15 protein-coding genes are annotated in these 17,030 nt (G+C 67.0%); 7 read left to right on the top strand and 8 right to left on the bottom strand.

What is annotated here, in order from left to right:
* Window positions 1-2 precede the first annotated feature (2 nt).
* The 4 genes from CA234_RS05890 to CA234_RS05875 all read right to left on the bottom strand — a co-directional run bounded on the left by CA234_RS05890 (window position 3) and on the right by CA234_RS05875 (window position 4,953).
* On the bottom strand, window positions 3-1,523 hold the full coding sequence (locus tag CA234_RS05890; RefSeq protein ID WP_126001114.1) for an XrtA system polysaccharide chain length determinant: 1,521 nt from the start codon (window positions 1,521-1,523) through the stop codon (window positions 3-5).
* Window positions 1,523-2,119, bottom strand: a complete 597-nt coding sequence (locus CA234_RS05885; RefSeq protein ID WP_125976227.1) for an XrtA/PEP-CTERM system exopolysaccharide export protein — start codon at window positions 2,117-2,119, stop codon at window positions 1,523-1,525. Before CA234_RS05885 ends, CA234_RS05890 begins: the two co-directional genes overlap by 1 nt.
* Window positions 2,120-2,257: 138 nt before the next feature.
* Entirely contained in the window at window positions 2,258-3,469 is a 1,212-nt protein-coding gene (locus tag CA234_RS05880) for a pyridoxal-dependent decarboxylase, exosortase A system-associated (protein WP_126001113.1), read from the bottom strand.
* The gene (locus CA234_RS05875) at window positions 3,466-4,953 is read right to left on the bottom strand and encodes an acyl-CoA ligase (AMP-forming), exosortase A system-associated (protein WP_206431093.1); all 1,488 of its coding nucleotides are present in this window, start codon (window positions 4,951-4,953) and stop codon (window positions 3,466-3,468) included. Before CA234_RS05875 ends, CA234_RS05880 begins: the two co-directional genes overlap by 4 nt.
* An 87-nt stretch (window positions 4,954-5,040) precedes the next feature.
* On the opposite strand from CA234_RS05875, the gene CA234_RS05870 reads away from it, so the two are divergent.
* From CA234_RS05870 to CA234_RS05860, 3 genes are read left to right on the top strand one after another with little or no spacing between them, the layout of a single operon-like run.
* Window positions 5,041-5,298: a phosphopantetheine-binding protein gene (locus CA234_RS05870; protein ID WP_093295256.1), complete on the top strand. Its 258-nt coding sequence runs from the start codon at window positions 5,041-5,043 to the stop codon at window positions 5,296-5,298.
* Entirely contained in the window at window positions 5,295-5,936 is a 642-nt protein-coding gene (locus tag CA234_RS05865) for a hypothetical protein (protein WP_125976122.1), read from the top strand. The genes CA234_RS05870 and CA234_RS05865 overlap by 4 nt, the downstream gene beginning before the upstream one ends.
* Entirely contained in the window at window positions 5,924-6,670 is a 747-nt protein-coding gene (locus CA234_RS05860; protein ID WP_164521723.1) for an alpha/beta fold hydrolase, read from the top strand. Before CA234_RS05865 ends, CA234_RS05860 begins: the two co-directional genes overlap by 13 nt.
* Window positions 6,671-6,677: 7 nt before the next feature.
* Here CA234_RS05860 and trxB read toward each other — a convergent pair whose 3' ends face one another.
* The 3 genes from trxB to CA234_RS05850 all read right to left on the bottom strand — a co-directional run bounded on the left by trxB (window position 6,678) and on the right by CA234_RS05850 (window position 9,260).
* Window positions 6,678-7,649, bottom strand: coding sequence for a thioredoxin-disulfide reductase (gene trxB, locus CA234_RS05855; RefSeq protein WP_125976120.1), 972 nt, complete (start codon window positions 7,647-7,649; stop codon window positions 6,678-6,680).
* 139 nt (window positions 7,650-7,788) lie between these two features.
* Window positions 7,789-7,926, bottom strand: a complete 138-nt coding sequence (locus CA234_RS24260; protein WP_164521722.1) for a hypothetical protein — start codon at window positions 7,924-7,926, stop codon at window positions 7,789-7,791.
* 83 nt (window positions 7,927-8,009) lie between these two features.
* On the bottom strand, window positions 8,010-9,260 hold the full coding sequence (locus tag CA234_RS05850) for an HD-GYP domain-containing protein (RefSeq protein WP_125976118.1): 1,251 nt from the start codon (window positions 9,258-9,260) through the stop codon (window positions 8,010-8,012).
* 623 nt (window positions 9,261-9,883) lie between these two features.
* On the opposite strand from CA234_RS05850, the gene CA234_RS05845 reads away from it, so the two are divergent.
* On the top strand, window positions 9,884-12,916 hold the full coding sequence (locus tag CA234_RS05845; RefSeq protein WP_125976221.1) for a TonB-dependent receptor: 3,033 nt from the start codon (window positions 9,884-9,886) through the stop codon (window positions 12,914-12,916).
* 306 nt (window positions 12,917-13,222) lie between these two features.
* Here CA234_RS05845 and CA234_RS05840 read toward each other — a convergent pair whose 3' ends face one another.
* A complete protein-coding gene (locus CA234_RS05840) occupies window positions 13,223-14,506 on the bottom strand; it encodes a right-handed parallel beta-helix repeat-containing protein (RefSeq protein WP_126001112.1) in 1,284 nt (427 codons plus the stop codon).
* Window positions 14,507-14,571: 65 nt separating this feature from the next.
* Here CA234_RS05840 and CA234_RS05835 point away from each other — a divergent pair, with 65 nt between their 5' ends.
* The 3 genes from CA234_RS05835 to CA234_RS05825 all read left to right on the top strand — a co-directional run bounded on the left by CA234_RS05835 (window position 14,572) and on the right by CA234_RS05825 (window position 16,835).
* Window positions 14,572-15,588, top strand: a complete 1,017-nt coding sequence (locus CA234_RS05835; protein WP_125976114.1) for an adenosine deaminase — start codon at window positions 14,572-14,574, stop codon at window positions 15,586-15,588.
* Complete coding sequence (locus CA234_RS05830; RefSeq protein ID WP_126001111.1) at window positions 15,588-16,103, top strand: phosphoribosyltransferase family protein; 516 nt, start codon at window positions 15,588-15,590, stop codon at window positions 16,101-16,103. Before CA234_RS05835 ends, CA234_RS05830 begins: the two co-directional genes overlap by 1 nt.
* A gap of 132 nt (window positions 16,104-16,235) precedes the next feature.
* On the top strand, window positions 16,236-16,835 hold the full coding sequence (locus tag CA234_RS05825; RefSeq protein ID WP_125976110.1) for a hypothetical protein: 600 nt from the start codon (window positions 16,236-16,238) through the stop codon (window positions 16,833-16,835).
* Window positions 16,836-17,030: the final 195 nt, after the last annotated feature.

Genomic DNA, 17,030 nt, shown 5'->3' with positions numbered 1-17,030 from the left:
GCTCAGGCCCCGGCAGCGTGGTGGAGCATGCCGACCAGCAGGATCGCGGCATAGGCGACACCCAGCCCTGCGACGCCCCCGAGGAAGTGCTGGAGCTGCTTGCGGCGACGCGCACGCTGGCGGGGCGTGATCACTTCGCCGATCGAGCCGATCACCGGCATGCCGCTCGCGCGTTCCAGCCGGGTGGCGGTATCGAAGGTCGTCCGCAGCTTGGACAGCAGGAACGCCGCCGCCATGCCTGCACCAAGGCCCGCAACGAGCACCGCAGTGAGCAGCATCGGCCGATTGGGCGAACGGGGCGCGCGCGGCTGGGTCGGCGGGTCGATCACGCTGAACTTCACTGCGTCGGTCTGGCTCTGCGCCTGGCTGCTGATCCGCAGCTGTTCGCGATCGGCGAGCAGCTTGGCGTACTGGTCCTTGAGTACCTGATAGTCGCGGTCGATCTGGCCCTGCTCGGAGGCGGCTTGGGGTGCCTGGCTCAGCTTGGCGCTGAGGGCTGCGAGATCGCCTTGGATCTGCGCGCGGCGCTGGCTGAGGGCTGCGACCTGTGCGGCCTTGTCCGCCTGCATCGAGCGAAGGCTGAGATAGAGCGGGTTGGCGAAGCTCCCGCCGCCGCTGCCACCCGAGGGCTCGCGCGCCGCAGCGGCCTGCGCACCGGCGATCTGGCGCTTGAGCGCGACGACGTCGGGATGTGCCTCGGTGAAGCCGCGCGCCCGGGCATCGGAAAGCTGGGCCTGCAGATCCGCGAGACGCGCGCGCGCCGGCCCCGTTCCCACCGGGCCGCCGCCCTGGCCGGCCACACTCGCCGGTGTGCCCGCCATCTGCGCGTTGACCGCGCTGAGGCCGCTCTGCGCCGCTGCCAGGTCGCTCTCGATCTGCTGGAGCTGCTGCTGCGCCGCGCCGATGCGGTCGTCGAGCGAGCCGGTGCCCGGCAGGCTGCCGAGGAAGCGCGTCTGGAACTCCGCGCGCTTGGTCTCCGCCGCCTGCAGCGCCTGCTGGCGCTCGGCAAGCTGCTGGTCGAGAAAGGCGAGCGACTGGCTGCTCTCGTCGCGGCTGTCGGCGAGCTTGTTGTCGCGGAACAGCGCGATCAGCTTCTCCACCACCTGGCGGCAGATGGCCGGATCGGCGCCGGTTACCGCGATCTCGAACAGATTGTCCTGCTGCGCGGTGAGCTTGATCGCCTTTTGCAGTCCGGCGATGCGCGCGGCCAGATCGGCCGGCTTGGTGACCGTCTTCGCCAGATCGGTGCCGCGGACGACCTTTTCCAGGTTCACCGAGCTGGTCAGCGTCTGGCGGATGCGGTCGATGTCCTGCTGCTGGCCCGCCGCCGCTACGCCGCCGTCGCTGGGCAGCACCTGGCGCAGCTCGACGAGCACCCGCGCCTTGGATTCATAGCTGTCCGGGATGCGCGACACCGCCACCCAGCCGACCACGCAGACCATCCAGGCAGTCGCCAGCGCGAGCGTACGCCGCATCCACACCGCGTGGAGCGCGCTGCGGAGCTCGTCGAACAGGCTCCCCATCAGAACATGCTCTGCGGGATGATGATCACGTCGCCCGGCGCCAGCCGGACATTGGCCGAGGTGTCGCCGTTCTTGAGCAGGTCGGCGAGGCGCAGCTTGAACTCGCGCTTCTTGCCGGTCTGCGGGTCGTAGCGCACCAGCCGGGCGCGGTTGCCCGCGGCGAATTCGTTGAGGCCGCCCACCGCGATCATCGCGTCGAGGATCGACATGTTGGCGCGATAGGGCAGCGACGCCGGCTTCTCGGTCGCGCCGACCACGCGGATCTGCTGGCTGAACGTCCCCGAGAAATTCTCGACGATCACCGAGACGATCGGGTCCTTGATATATTCGCTGAGCGCGAGCTTCAGGTCGTCGGCAAGCATCGCGGGAGTCTTGCCCACCGCCGGCATGTCGTTGATCAGCGGCGTGGTGATGCGGCCGTCGGGGCGCACCTGGACCTTGGTCGAGATCTCGGGATTGCGCCAGACGAAGATGCTGAGCTGGTCGAGCGGGCCGATGACATATTCGTCGCTGGGTGCTTCCTTGCCGCCGACGAAGCCTGCGGCGGGCAGCTCGGGGCGCGGTCCACCGCCGCCGCACGCCGATAGCTGCGCCATCAGCGCCAGCGTCGCCGCCGCCTTCCTCCCGAACGAAACCGCCATTGCCGTGCCTCCAAGCGGCAGCGAGGCGGCGTGTCGCGCGCCCGTGCCGGACGGCGACCTATGGCGCAGGACGCGTAAATTTAGCGTTAGGCGTCAGACTCCTGCCAAAACCTCGCGGACCGGCGGGTGGCCGAGGAACCCCTGCGGGCTGGCGCTGGCGCCATAGGCCCCCGATGCGAAGATCGCGATCAGGTCGCCCACTTGCGTGCGGGGCAGCGCGACGCGGTCCGCCAGCCGGTCGAGCGGGGTGCAGAGCGGGCCGACCACGGTCACCACTTCCTCGGGCGCGTCCTGCATCCGGTGGGCGACGGCCACCGGATAGTTGCGCCGCACGACCGTGCCGAAATTGCCGGTCGCAGCGAGATGGTGGTGGAGGCCGCCGTCGACGACGACGAAAGTCTCCCCCTGGCTCTCCTTCCGGTCGATCACCCGCGCCAGATAGATTCCCGCTTCGCCGACCAGCCAGCGGCCGAGCTCGATCGCGTACTGGGTATCGAGCCGGTCCAGCTCGCCCGCCAGCGCCGCGCCGACCGCCTCGACGTCGAGCGGCAGGTCGCCGGGAAAATAGGGTATGCCGAAGCCGCCGCCGAGATTGACCAGCGGCGGCAGCGCGCCCGCTTCGTCCGCCAGCCGCGCGGCAAGGCCGATGGTTGCGGCCTGCGTCTCGATCACCGCCTCGGCCGAAAGCGCCTGCGAGCCGGCATAGATGTGGAAGCCGCGCCAGGCCGCGCCCGCCGCGATCAGCCGCCGGACGAGCGCGGGCACGCGTGCGGCGTCGATCCCGAAGGGCGAGGCGCGGCCGCCCATCTTCATGCCGGAGCCGCGCAGCTCGAAATCCGGGTTCACCCGCACCGCCAGCCGCGGCGTGGTGCCCAGCCGCTCGCCGATCGCCAGCGCGCGTTCTGCCTCGCCTTCGGACTCCAGGTTGAGCGTCACCCCCGCCCGGATCGCCGCGTCCAGCTCCGCGTCGCGCTTGCCGGGCCCGGCGAAGCTGACCGCCGCGGCGTCCATCGGCGCCAGCGCCTTGTCCATCTCCCCCGCCGAGGCGACGTCGATCCCATCGACTTGGGGCGCAATGGCGGCGATCAGCGAGGGCAAGGGATTGGCCTTGATCGCATAGTGCAGCGCGATCCGCTCCGGCATCGCGGCGCGGAAGCGGGCAATCCGCGCCTGCACCGCGCTGGCATCGTACAGATAGAGCGGCGTGCCTGCCGCCGCCCAGTCGCCGGCGCTGCGGCCGGCCACCTGCAGCATCGGCTGCCCGGCATAGTCGGCGGGGATGGGCCCGGTGGGCTTGGCGTTCATAGGATCTCCGTCTTCAGCCCGGACCGATCGAGCTTGCCATTGGCGTTGCGCGGCAGGCTTTCCCGCCAGACATAGCGCGCCGGTTGCTGGAAGCTGGGAAGCTCCCGCCGCAACCGCGCGCGCAGATCCTCTTCGCGGCTGCCGTCGCCGCGCGCGACGACCAGGATCGCCTGGCCGAGCCGCGGATCGGGAACCCCGAACGCCACCGCCTCGCTGGTCTCGCCGCCGGCGACCACCGCCTCCTCGATCTCGGTCGGGCTGATGCGGTTGCCGGAGGATTTGATCATCTCGTCGTCGCGGCCGACGAAGCGGAGCAGCCCGTCGGCATCCTCGGCCACGGTGTCGCCGGACCATACCGCCACACCCTGGTGCTCGGCGAAGCTCGGCGCCGGACGGAAGCGCAGCGCCGTGCGCTCCGGATCGCGCCAATAGCCCTTGGCCACCAGCGGCCCGGCATGGACGAGCTCGCCCTGCTGCGCGCGACGCCCCTCGGCATCGACGATCAGGATTTCGGCGAAGGGAATGGCGCGGCCGATCGATTCCGGGTGCGTGTCGACCAGCGACGGATCGAGATAGGTAGAACGAAATGCCTCGGTGAGGCCATACATCGCGTAGAGGTCGGCGGCGGGAAAGCGGCTGCGCAGCCCATGCACCAGCGGCCGCGTGAGCGCCCCGCCCGAGTTGGTCAGCCGTCGGAGCGATGCCGCGGTCTCCCCCGGCCATTCGCCCTCGAGCAGTTGCACCCACAGCGGCGGCACGCCTGCCAGGGTGGTGATGCCGAAGCGCGCCACCGCCTTCACCACGTCACGCGCCGTCAGATAGTCGAGCGGCACCACCCGCGCGCCTGCCGCCCAGGTCGAGAAAAGCTGGTTCTGGCCATAGTCGAAGCTCAGCGGCAGCACGCCCAGCACGCGATCCCCGGGCGCGATCTTGAGATACTGCGCGACGCTGATCGCCCCGAGCCAGAGATTGGCATGGCTGAGCATCACCCCCTTGGGCCGCCCGGTCGAGCCCGAGGTGTAGAGGATCGCCGCCAGCGCATCGGGATCGCCGCTAGCGGGCGGCAGCCGATCGGTGCCGACCAGCTCCTCTTCGGTGACGATCCGGCAGTCGGCGGGCACATCCTCCGGCTCCAGCGCCGCCAGCCGCGCCTTCTGCGTGACCAGCAGACGCGCGCCGCTATCCGCGAGGATGTGCGCGACCTGCGCGCGCTTGAGCGCCGGGTTGATCGGCACATGCACCAGGCCCGCACGCGGCCCGGCCAGCGGCAACAGGCAGGCGGTGCGCGTCTTCGGCAGCCAGCTCGCCACCCGCTCGCCGGCGGGCAGGCCATACGCGGCGAGCGCATGCGCCATGCCGCCCACCGCCGCCTCCAGTTCGGCATAGGTCAGCGAGCCGGCCTTGTCCTCCAAAGCAACGGCGTCGGGTGCGCCACGCAGCGGCAGCGCGTCTATAAGATGCGGGGCAGGATCGAGCGCGATCATGCACCACCCATAGTCTTGGCAGCGCCGCCGCCAAGCCTTACGGAAGCGCAAATTTCTTGCAGGGGAACCCCATTGCGGCCTGAAGCCATGCTCGACATCGAAACCACCGTCCGCGGCGTGCTGCGCGACGTGCTCGGGTTGAGCGACGAACGCGTTGCCGCGTTCGACGAGACCACGCCGCTGTTCGGCGCCCTGCCCGAGCTGGATTCGCTCGCAGTCGCCGGCGTGCTGACCGAGATCGAGGATCGCCTCGGCATCCTGATCGAGGATGACGAGGTGGACGGCGAGATGCTGGAGAGCTTCGGCACGCTCACCCGCTTTGCCGCACAAAAGGTATTGGGGTGATCGAACCCTATGACTGGGCAGGCGGCCGCGAAGCGATGGTACGCTTCGGTCCCGGCAGCGGCCCCGTCGTCATCGCGGCATTGCCGCTGTTCGAGGAGGCGAACCGGATGCGCGGCTTCGCCGCGACGATCCTGCGGTCGCTCGCCGAGAACCACGGCATCGCGGGGGTGCTGCCCGAGCTTCCCGGCACCGGCGAGAGCCTGATCCCGAGCGAACGCATCGCGATTTCCGATCTGCGCGCGGGCTTCGCCGCAGCGGCCCGCACCGCCGGGGGGCGCGCCTATTCGATGGCGCTGCGCAGCGGCGCGCTGCTCGATGGCAGCGTGGTGATCCGTCGCCGCTGGCACTTCGCGCCACAGCCCGGCGACGCGCTGCTGCGCGCACTGCGCCGCATCCACCGCACCGGCGACGCGCCCGGCTATGGCGGGCACCGCCTGCCCGATACGTTTCTGGACGAGCTGCCCGACTGCCATGTCGAGCCGGCGCGCACGCTGCGGCTGGAAGGCGACACCCGCCCGGCCGATCGCCTCGTCCCCGGCCGCGCGCTGTGGCGCGAGCCTACACCCGACAACGACCTCGTTCTCGCCACGCTGCTCGCCGACGATCTCGCCGCCTGGGTGCGCATGTGCGAAGCCTGATCGGCTTTCCCTGCCTGGGCGACATGCTGGTCGGTACGCTCGACAGCGCCTCGGGCGCTACCGGCCTGCTGATCGTGTCGAGTGGCAACGAGATCCGCAGCGGCCCGCATCGCAGCATGTCGCAGCTCGCCCACCGCATCGCGGCGGCCGGCTATCCGGTGTTTCGCTTCGATCGCCGCGGCGTCGGCGATTCGGCTGGGACCAACCGGGGCTTTCTGGAGAGCGCCGCGGACATCGCCGCTGCCGCGGGCATCTTCCGGCGCGAGGCGAAGCTGCGCCGCGTCGTCGCGTTCGGCAATGGCGACGGTGCGACAGCGCTCGCGCTGTTCCACGCGCAGGCGCGGATCGACGCGCTGCTGCTCGCCAATCCCCTGGTTGTCGGGCCGCCTCCCCCGCCCGAAGAGAAGGATGCAGCCGAGCCAGGTCGAGGCTGGATGCGCCAGATGATCGGACGCGTCGCGGTCCGGCGTCCAGGCATGCATCGCAGCCTCGGCAGCGAGCTCGCCGCGGCATTCACCGAGGCGGAAGTGCCGATGACCGTGCTGCTCGCCACCCGCGACAAGATCGCTTCGGACTTTGCCGAGTTCCTGCACAAGCCGGCCTACGCCGCCGCCGGCACCCGCGTCCGCCGCAAGCAGTTCGATACCGCCAGCCATGTCTTTGCCGGCACCGCCGACAAGGCCTGGCTCTACGAGCGGGTGATCGAGGCGCTCGCCGAGCAGCGAGCGCCCTGACCCTTCGTTACTCGGCCGCCTGGGCAACCGTCTCGAAATCGGCCGCCGCCAGGAAGCGCTCGGCGTCGAGCGCGGCCATGCAGCCGGTGCCCGCAGCGGTGATCGCCTGGCGGTAATGCTTGTCCATCACGTCGCCGCAGGCGAACACGCCGGGCACGCTGGTATTGGTCGTGCCCTTCTCGACCTGGATATAACCGTCGTCATCGAGCGCGATATGGCCGCGGAACAGCTCGGTTGCCGGGTGGTGGCCGATCGCGACGAAGCCGCCGTCGACTTCGAGCATCGACAGCTCCCCGGTGACGGTGTCCTTCAGCTCGATGGCGACCAGGCCCTCGGGCTGGCCGCCGCCGATGAAGCGGACGACTTCCTTGTTCCACGCCATGGTGATCCGCTCGTTGGCGAACAGGCGCTGCTGGAGGATCTTCTCGGCACGCAGCGAATCGCGGCGGTGGATCAGCGTCACGTCATGGCTGTGGTTGGTGAGGTAGAGCGCTTCCTCGACCGCGGTGTTGCCGCCACCGATCACCGCCACCTTCTTGCCGCGGAAGAAGAAGCCGTCGCAGGTCGCGCAGGCACTGACGCCCTTGCCCTTAAGCAGTTCTTCCGAATCGAGGCCGAGCCAGCGCGCCTGGGCACCGGTGGCGATCACCAGCGTGTCGCCGGTGTAGACGGTGCCGCCGTCGCCGACGAGGCGGAACGGGCGCTGGCTGACGTCGATCTCGACGATCGTGTCCCACATCATCTGGGCGCCGACATGCTCGGCCTGGGCTTGCATCTCCTGCATCAGCCAAGGACCCTGGATGACTTCGCGAAAGCCGGGATAATTCTCGACATCGGTGGTGGTCATCAGCTGACCACCGGGCTGGATGCCCTGGACGACGATGGGGGCGAGGCCGGCGCGCGCGCCATAGATGGCAGCCGAAAGGCCGGCGGGGCCCGAGCCCAGGATCAACATGCGGGTAGAATGGGTGGCGGTCATGCTCTGCTTTCCGACGAATCTTCGACGCCGCTTCTAGAGACAGGGCATCGTCGGAAGCAACATGGCGTCGCGCGACATATCTGCAACGCCGTGCCGCAGCGGAAAAGCTGTCACGGCACCAAGGCGAAGTTGCTGCCGCTCAGCGAAGGATCCACACCGCGACGCTCGCCCAGAACAGCACGCTGCCCATGGCCATGATCAACAGGCTGCCCGATGCGGCGGGATCGACACCCCGGCCTTCGACCTGTTCCGGCGGCAATTCATGCAATGCACGCATTATACTGCGACTCCGTTCAAGCGACCCTCTTCCTGTTCTTGCTTATAGACGATCCGGAATCGCGCGCCGTTCCGGTATTATGCCTAATTTGTTACAGCGACCGGCGGATACAAGTCCAGCGCCGGAATCGCGCTGGGCGCCTCTTCGGGCCGAACGAATCCCACGACCTTGTCGTCGGCCGTTCCCGCGCTCAGCACCAACGTCCGTGGAGGCAACGCCGCCCCCTCGGCGAAGGAGTGGAAGACGAGCAGCCGCGTTCGTGTCGCCCGCTCCCCGTTTTCAAGCACCAGGGCCAGCCGATCCGAGGCCAGCCGTACCAGCATGCCAGGCGGATAGAGGTTGATGCTGCGCATGAACTGGAACAGCAATTCGCGATCGAAATGCCCGTCCCAGCTCCACATCGCGCCGAGTGCCTGCGCTGGGAGCCATGCGCGCTTGTAGGCGCGGTGCGACGTCAGCGCGTCATAGACGTCGCAGATCGCCCCCATCCGCGCCGGCAGGCTGATGTCGTCGGCCTTCAGCCCGTGCGGATAGCCATTGCCGTCCCAGCGCTCGTGATGGTGGAGGCACACCTCCACCGCCAGCGCCGGCATGGCGCCGTCTTCTCGCAGCAGCGCCACGCCCTCCTCGGGATGGGTGCGTACCAGCGCGAATTCCTCCGCCGACAGGCGGCCGGGCTTGTCGAGCACCGCATCGGGGATCGCCACCTTGCCGACATCGTGGAGCAGCCCGGCAAGCCCGAGCGTGCGCACGGCCTCCTCGTCCATCGCGAGATGCCGCGCCAGGTTGACCATCAGCGTGCAGACAGCGACCGAATGAAGATAGGTATATTGGTGCTTGCTCTTGAGCTGGAGCACCCGAAGCAGCGCCGAGGCGTTGCGATCGAGCTGGCCGGCGATGTCGTCGACCAGCGCGGCGACCTTCTCATGCGCGACCGCCCGTCCCAGCCGAACGTCATCGAACGTGCCGCGCACGGTATCGAGCGCCCCCGCGACCAGCGCAGCGGCCTCTGCCTGATCGGCAGAGAAACGGGCGGCAGGAGATTCTGGCAGCGGTCGCTTCGCGCGGGCCGCGGACCACGTCGCGGGCGCATCGGCTTCGTTTCCGTCGCGAACCGCTATGGCCGGCGTATCGCCATCCGACGCCGTCGCCTGCGACCGCGCGACATCGATGATCACACCGCCACGGAACGCACGAAGCTTCTGCAGGTCCTCCGTCTCGGTGAGCAGGAAGCGCGTTCGCCAGAAGGGATGCTCCCACCACGAGCCCTCGAAACCGTGGATGAACATCCCCAGCCGCACCTCGGCCGCGGGCACCGTCCTCAGCGCCGCCATCGCGAACCCCCTAGCCTATCCGATTCGGGCGCCCCGCAAGAGCGCCTCTCCCCTGACACATCACCACGCCTCCCGAAGACTTATGGTTTCTCGCACGCTAAACCGCGCGACCTAATCGACAATGTGCAGATATCGTTAGCCGGGTGCTAACGGGCCATGGCGACGCCGTGGGCCGCTGCGCCCATACATGCACCTCCTTGCACCTTGCGAGGAAAGAACCGTCCCACCTGAGCGCAGCCATGCGAGAACCGCTCCTGCAGGAAATACGCCCTCAGAGAAGCCCAAGAATCAGCCAGGCGGCACAACGATCCAAAGCAATACCAATCATAGCAACCAACCAAGCACAACTATTCCGTGCTTACACCTGCGGACAGCCCCATTTCACACCACTATAGCGTCCATTTACTTTTTATCTTTCGCCACCGACGAGGCGAATCCGGCGCCGAAGTGGGAAGAAAAATTACCAGCAGAACCTTCGATAAACACCCGCTACACAAGCGATATTTTTAAACCCTCCTTAACTTCGCCGATGATAGCGCGCGCCCCGCAGCATCAGGCCCGGCCTGCCTCGAAACGACGAAAAGTCGTCGCTGCGCTAAGAGGGAAGAGCTTCAATGATTTTGATGGATTCCGCGCGTCTTCTGAACCTGCGGTATGGCATTTCGACCGCCGCGCTGCTGACCGCGATCGCCGCACCCGCACACGCGCAAACTGCGGCGCCCGTGCAGGTGGCAGACGCTGCCGCCAGCGCGGTTGAAGCGACGCAAGACCCCGCCACGCCCGATGCGCAGGATCAGGCCGCACCGGCCGATCAGGCGCCCATCGTCGTCACCGGCACGCTGTTCCGCGATTCGAACGCCAGCTCGATCTCGCCGGTAACCGTGCTGAGCGCGGCGACGCTGCAGCGCGCGAACATCACGACGGCGCAGGATGCGATCCGCTCGGTCTCGGCCGACAGCGCCGGCTCGATCTCGACCGGCTTCAAGAACGGCTTCTCGGCCGGCGGTGCCGCGGTGTCGCTGCGCGGTCTCGGCGTTTCGTCGACCGTAGTGCTGATCGACGGTCTCCGCTCGGCGAACTTCCCGCTCAACGACGACGGTCACAATTCCTATGTCGACCTGAATTCGATCCCGTTCAGCGTCGTCGACCGCATCGAAGTGCTGAAGGACGGCGCCTCCTCCACCTATGGCGCCGACGCCATCGGCGGCGTGGTCAACCTGATCAGCAAGAAGCAGTTCAAGGGCCTCGAAGGCTCGGTGCAGGCCGGCACCACCGAAAAGGGCGACGGCTCGCGCTATCGTGCGACGCTGACCGCCGGCGTGGGCGACTATCGCGAGAAGGGCTGGAACTTCTACATCAACGGTGAATACACCTATGACGGGTTCATCACCAACCACTCGCGCGGCTATCCGTTCAACACCAACGACCTGCGGCCGAGCGGCCTGACCGACCGCAACCGCAACGACGACTCGCTGACGACGTCGAACCCGCAGGCGGTCGTGACCCGCGTCTCGCAGACCGACCTCAACAATCCGCTGTCCGGCCAGGTCGGCGATCCCACCACCCGGTACCAGCTGCTCAACCCCAACGCCTGCCCCTTCGGCACCTTCACGGTGAACACCAAGGAAGCAAGCGGCACCGGCTGCGCGCACAACCTGGCGGACGAATATTCGATCATCCAGCCGAAGCAGCAGCGCTATTCGACCACCGGCCGCCTCAGCGTGCGGCTCGCGGATAACTGGGAAGCGTTCGCCACCGGCAGCTACTCGCATTCCGAAGTCACGATCACCGGCGCGCCCTCGAACATCCGCGCGATCCAGCCCTTCGGCGGCTCCCCGGCAGTCGCATCGAGCAATCCGGGTATCGTGCTGCCGGTCTATATCTGTGCGTCGGGCGTCAACTGCGCCAGCGCGGCGGATCGCAAGCTGAATCCGAACAACCCCTATGCCGCCGCCTATGCCGGCAACCCTGCCGATGGCGCCGCGCGCGTCTATTACCTGTTCGGCGACATCCCTGCCGGCAGCTTCCGCTATGTCGATGTGTTCCGCACCTCGGCCGGCATCTCGGGCGACTTGGGCAACGGGTTCAAGTTCCGCCTGAACGGTGTGTATGCGCGGGACAACTTCAGCGTCACCCAGCGCGGCTTCATCAACATTCAGGGGCTGCTGAACGCGATCAACACCGGCGCCTACAACTTCGTCAATCCGGAACAGAACACGGCGGCCGTGCGCAACCAGGTCTCGCCGGATCGCACTACGCCGTCCTATTCGACGGTGGCGACGATCGGTGGCTCGCTGCTCAAGTCGCTGCTGCCGCTGGCCGGCGGCGATCTCAACGTGGGCGGCGGCTTCCAGATCCGTCGCGAGACGCTGATGAACCGCAACCAAAATGCGGACTTGGCCTATTACGGGCTGAACACCTCTTCGGCACAGGGCCGGCAGACGGTGACGGCAGGCTTCTTCGAAATCGACGCGCCGTTCACGCGGACCTTCGATCTCAACGTGTCGGGCCGCTACGACCATTATTCGCAGGGCTATAGCCACTTCTCGCCCAAGGTGGGCGCGAAGTTCAGCCCGATCGAGCAGGTCTCGTTCCGCGCAACCTACTCGCAGGGTTTCCGCGCACCGACCTTCGCGGAATATAACCCCGCCAGCAGCTACGCCGGCTTCACGACCTTCGCGCCGCCGGCGAGCTTCGTCGCCGCGCACCCGAACAATGCTGCCTATTCGGGCAGCTACAGCATTGGCGCAGCCTCCACGGGCAATCCGGACATCCTGCCGGAAGTCTCGCGCAGCGTCACGGTCGGCACGATGCTCAAGCCGACGCGCTGGCTCAACATGACGGTCGACTATTACAATATCCGCAAGTCGAACCTCATCGTCAGCGGGCCGCTGCAGGCGAAGGCAATCGACGCCTATTACGCCCAGACCACTGCCGCCGCCGGCTGCGCCGCCGTCGCAGCGGTCGGACAGGGCTACAAGTGCAACGTCGTCGACGGCGTCGACCCGGTAAACCCGACCGCCCTGCCCCGGCTGCTGGTGCTCGACGTGCCCTACGTGAACGCCAACTATCAGGTGAGCTCGGGTATCGACATGCAGGCTACCGTCGACCTGCGGCTCGCGGACAGCGTCCGCCTGATCAGCCGCATCGACGCCACCCGGGTGCTTCGCCTCGATCTCGTCACTCCCGAGGGCGTGATGCAGAAATATGCGGGTACGCTCGGGCCGTACAACCTCTCGTCGGGCGGCGGTACCCCGCGCATCCGCGGCAACTGGCAGAACGCGGTCGAGTTCGGCAAGTTTTCGCTCACTGCGACGACCTATTATGTGGGTCGCATCAAGCAGGTGGCTGCCGACACCATCAAGGCGGTCAACGGGACGATCGACCTGTCCTGCGCCAACAACAAGGCGCCGATCGTGCAGGGTGGCGACAAGAACTACCAGTGCTACATCCGCCCGTTCATCTACGCGGATCTCAATGCCGCGGTACAGGTGAATGACCAGTTCCGCTTCTTCCTCAACGTGCAGAACTTCACCAACGCCCGCGCGCCGTTGGCGGCAGGTGCCTATGCCAGCAACCCGAACTACCTGAACGCCTGGCATTATGCAGGGCTGGTCGGCCGCAGCTTCAGCGCCGGCGCGAACTTCAACTTCTGATACCAGGCCGCTGAACACCGCGCATCGGGACGGCATTCGCCGCTCCCGATGCGTCGTTCAGCCATTGTCTCGGCATCAACGCATCCGGCGCCGACCGGCGTAGAGGGCGTTCGAAATTGGACAATGCGGAGTCGCTGGACGTGCCGGCGGCACTATTTGAACTGTCGACGCAGCATCAGCGGGACGAAAACGTCAGCGGGACATCGTGAAAGGAATCGGGAAACCGAGTAGCGCCGATCCGCTGCCTGCGCCCCCTTGTTCAAGACCGATCGAGCGCCGCGATCCGCGCCGCGCCGATACTTCCGTTCACTTCTTGAAGAGGCCGCCGATCTGATTCCCCGGCGGCAGCGCAGGCTGCTCGCTGTTGATGTAATAGGCGGGCGCGACATTGCCTTGGACGGTGGCTGGCGCCTCTACCCGGATCCAGGGCGTGAAGTTCGGCCCGGCGATCACCTGATTGTACCGAATGACGACATTCCTGGGGGCGCTGTACAGGGCGATCGCGTGCCACATGGTCATGTAGAACCGGTTGTTGCTGATCTCGATATTCTCATAGCCGCGAACGCGGTCCTCGTCCCCGAAGAACACGCCCTGCGGCTCGTGGCCCGGGCTGCCGATGATCTGGTTCCGCAGGATCCGGACATTCTTGCAGCCGGACGTCTCGCGCGTCGTCCAGCACTGCACGCCGTCGGGGTGGATCGTTGGATTGGTGCGGAAATCGTGGAGCGTATTCGCAATGATCGAGACGCCGTTCGATCCGGGAATCTCGATCGCATCCGAGCCGATGAAGCCGATATCGTTGTTCTGGATCAGGACGTTGCCGCTACGTCCTGTCTTGATGCCCGCATTGATCTCGCGGAACCGCGAGTTGGTGACGCGAAATCCCTCGACGTTCTGCGCCACCACGCCGTTGACGTCGTTGACGACCTTCCCGTCGATCACGCCATGTACGTAGAGATCGTCCAGCGTGATGTTGAATCCATTGTTGACGCGAATCATCGCCTGCATATTCCCCTCGCCGCGCGCGGGTGCGTAGGAAACCTCGAGCCCCGACAGCGTCAGGTTTCGCGCATTGTTGATCGTCAGGCGGCTGAAGAACGCTCGATGGCTGGGGTTGGCGCTGCGAATCCTGACCGAGGAAGCATAGTGGGCGCCATTCAGCGTCACCACGCCATAATGCCCGGGCTGCAACAGGATGACGTCGCCCCCTCGCGCCGTCTTCACCGCCGACTGCAATTGGGCGGGTGTCGCAACGGTGATGGCGGCAGCGATGAGCAGGAGCATGGGGTCCTCCGTGATGAGACGAGAAGGTCGAAGCGATTCGGGTCCGCCGCCTTCGGATCCCACTCGATATGGCCATCGGGGGGCGGTGTCGCGGCTCCCGCTACCGCGCTGCGGCGAAGCGTTGCTTTCGTCGCGCGCATCGAGCGGACCTCCCACGAAAGGCGCGTTTTCCGGCAATCTAGCCGCACGCGAGGATGGCAAATCCGGATCACGCGGTTGAACGTCGCGCCCTTCGATGCTGCGGTCGCGAAATCCCGAACGACCGCGACGGGCACCTCGAAATAGCGACCGCGCGGGCAAGTGCACCAAACGCAACTCCCTTCCCGGGCGTTGCGCTTGCGACTCGCCGGTGCCGCTGCGATGCTGGGGCGATGGAAAATTTGGACGCTTTCATCGCCGGCCTGCCCAAGGCCGAACTCCATCTCCACATCGAAGGCAGTCTCGAGCCCGAGCAGATGTTCGAATTTGCCCGGCGCAACGGCGTGGCGATCCCCTATGACAGCGTCGAGGCGGTGCGCGCCGCCTATCGGTTCTCGAACCTCCAGGACTTTCTCGACATCTATTATGCCGGCGCCGACGTGCTGCGCACCGAGGCCGATTTCCGCGACCTCGCGCTCGCCTATTTCGAGCGCTCCGCCGCCGACGGCGTCCGCCATGCCGAGATCTTCTTCGATCCGCAGACCCACACGCATCGCGGCATCGCGATGGCCACGGTGGTCAAGGGGCTGCTTGCGGGCATGGCCGAAGCCGAGACGCGCTTCGGCATCACCTCGCAGCTGATCCTCTGCTTCCTGCGCCATCTCGACGAGGAAGACGCCTTCAAGACGCTGGCCGAGGCCGAGCCCTGGCTCGATCGCATCGCCGGCGTGGGGCTGGATTCGTCCGAGCTCGGCCATCCGCCGTCGAAGTTCGCCCGCGTGTTCGCCGCCGCCGCCGAAAAGGGCCTCAAGCGCGTCGCCCATGCCGGCGAGGAAGGCCCGGCGGCCTATGTCCATGAAGCGCTCGACCTGCTGCAGGTCGACCGGCTCGACCATGGCAATCGCAGCCTCGACGACCCCGCGCTGGTCACCCGGCTGGCGCGGTCGGGCATGACGCTCACCGTCTGCCCGCTGTCCAACGTCAAGCTGTGCAACGTCGAGACGATCGACGCGCATCCGATCGACCGGATGCTCGAACTCGGCCTGCGCGCCACGGTGAACTCGGACGACCCCGCCTATTTCGGCGGCTATGTCGGCGAGAATTATCGCGCCGTCGCTTATGGCCGCGGCCTCACCAAGCAGCAGCTGGCCACGCTTGCGCGCAACAGCTTCCTGGGCTCGTTCCTGCCCGACGAGGCCGTGGCGACGCACCTTGCGGCGATCGACGCCTGGGTGGCGGAGGCGGCGTGATGGGCGACATCGTCTTCACCCATTTCACCCATGACCAGCTCGTCGCCGGCGTCCACACGATTGCGGGCGCAGTGGCGGACTGGTCCCCCACCCTGCTGGTCGGCGTCGGCCGCGGGGGGCTGACGCCTGCAGTGTATCTGTCGCACCGCATCGCGCTGCCGCTCGTCTCGATCGACTATTCGACCGGCATCGCCCAGTTCGCCGAGGAGCTCGTCGCGGTGCTCGCCAAGCAAACCCGCGACGGCGAGCGGCTGCTGTTCGTCGAGGACATCAACGACAGCGGCAAGACCATCGGCGCGTTGCGCGCGGCGCTCGCGGCCGAGGGGGCGGTTGCCGAGCAGGTGCGCTTCGCCGTGCTGCTCGACAATGTCCGTTCGTCACAGCGAGTGGAATATGGCGCCGAGACGATCGACCGCGCGGTGCAGAAGGACTGGTTCGTCTTCCCTTGGGAAGCGATGGCGCCGCAGACCAGCCTCGATGCCGATGCGCGCGAGGTACCCGATCGGCTGGCTTGACAGCCGCCGTTCAGCAACCGTCAATCGCGCGCATGCCACGCCTCATCGCGTGAACGCGCGGGAGAGTTTCGCCGGCTCGCGCGTTCGAGGGGCATTCGGCGACGTTTACTGTTTGGAAGTGTCGGAGGAACAATGCCAATTTCATCACAGAAGGGCCGGCGGCTGGCAGCACTCGGCCTGATGGTCGCGGGCAGCCTCTCGCTCGCATCGTGCATGACCGCCACGCCGTACCAGCCCGCTTCGGCGAGCGGCTCGGTGCGCAACGGCTATTCGGACGAGCAGATCGAGGACAATCGGTTTCGGGTGAGCTTTTCCGGCAACAGCCTGACCTCGCGCGAGACGGTGGAGCGCTATCTGCTTTACCGCGCGGCCGAGCTGACGCTGCAGAACGGCTATGACTATTTCCTGCTCGCCAACCGCGACACGGAAAAGAAGACGCAGACCTATGCGACGCCGGGTGTCGGCGGTGCGGGCTTTGGTGGTCCCTGGGGCTATTGGAACCCGTACTGGCGCTATTACAGCCCCCGTTGGGGCTGGCGCAGCTGGGATCCCTTCTGGGGCGATCCCTTCTTTGACCGGAGCGTCGATATCCGCACCGTCGACCGCTACGAGGCGATGGCCGAGATCGTGATGGGCAAGGGCCCCAAGCCCGCCGACAACATCCGCGCCTTCGATGCGCGCGAGGTGAAGGAACGGCTGGGCCCGAAGATTCAGATGCCGCAGACCCGCTGATCGCGGGCAGCGGAGAAACAGAAAGGGCGGCGCCGCTACCACCGGCGCCGCCCTTTTCTTTTGTTCTGCCGCTCCTCCCCCTTGAGGGGGAGGATAGCGTAGCTTGGCGCGGTAGCGCCTAGCGAAGCTTGGAGAGGGTGAGCGGCTGCGAAGCCGCCGCGCGAGGCAGCGCCTCGCAATGCCCCTCTCCCTCCC

Origin of the sequence: Sphingomonas sp. ABOLE, from assembly GCF_003950455.1 — a bacterium.
GTDB lineage: Bacteria > Pseudomonadota > Alphaproteobacteria > Sphingomonadales > Sphingomonadaceae > Sphingomonas > Sphingomonas trueperi.
The sequence above is the reverse complement of the archived record's forward strand: the minus strand, read 5'-3'. Positions and strand labels throughout refer to the sequence as shown.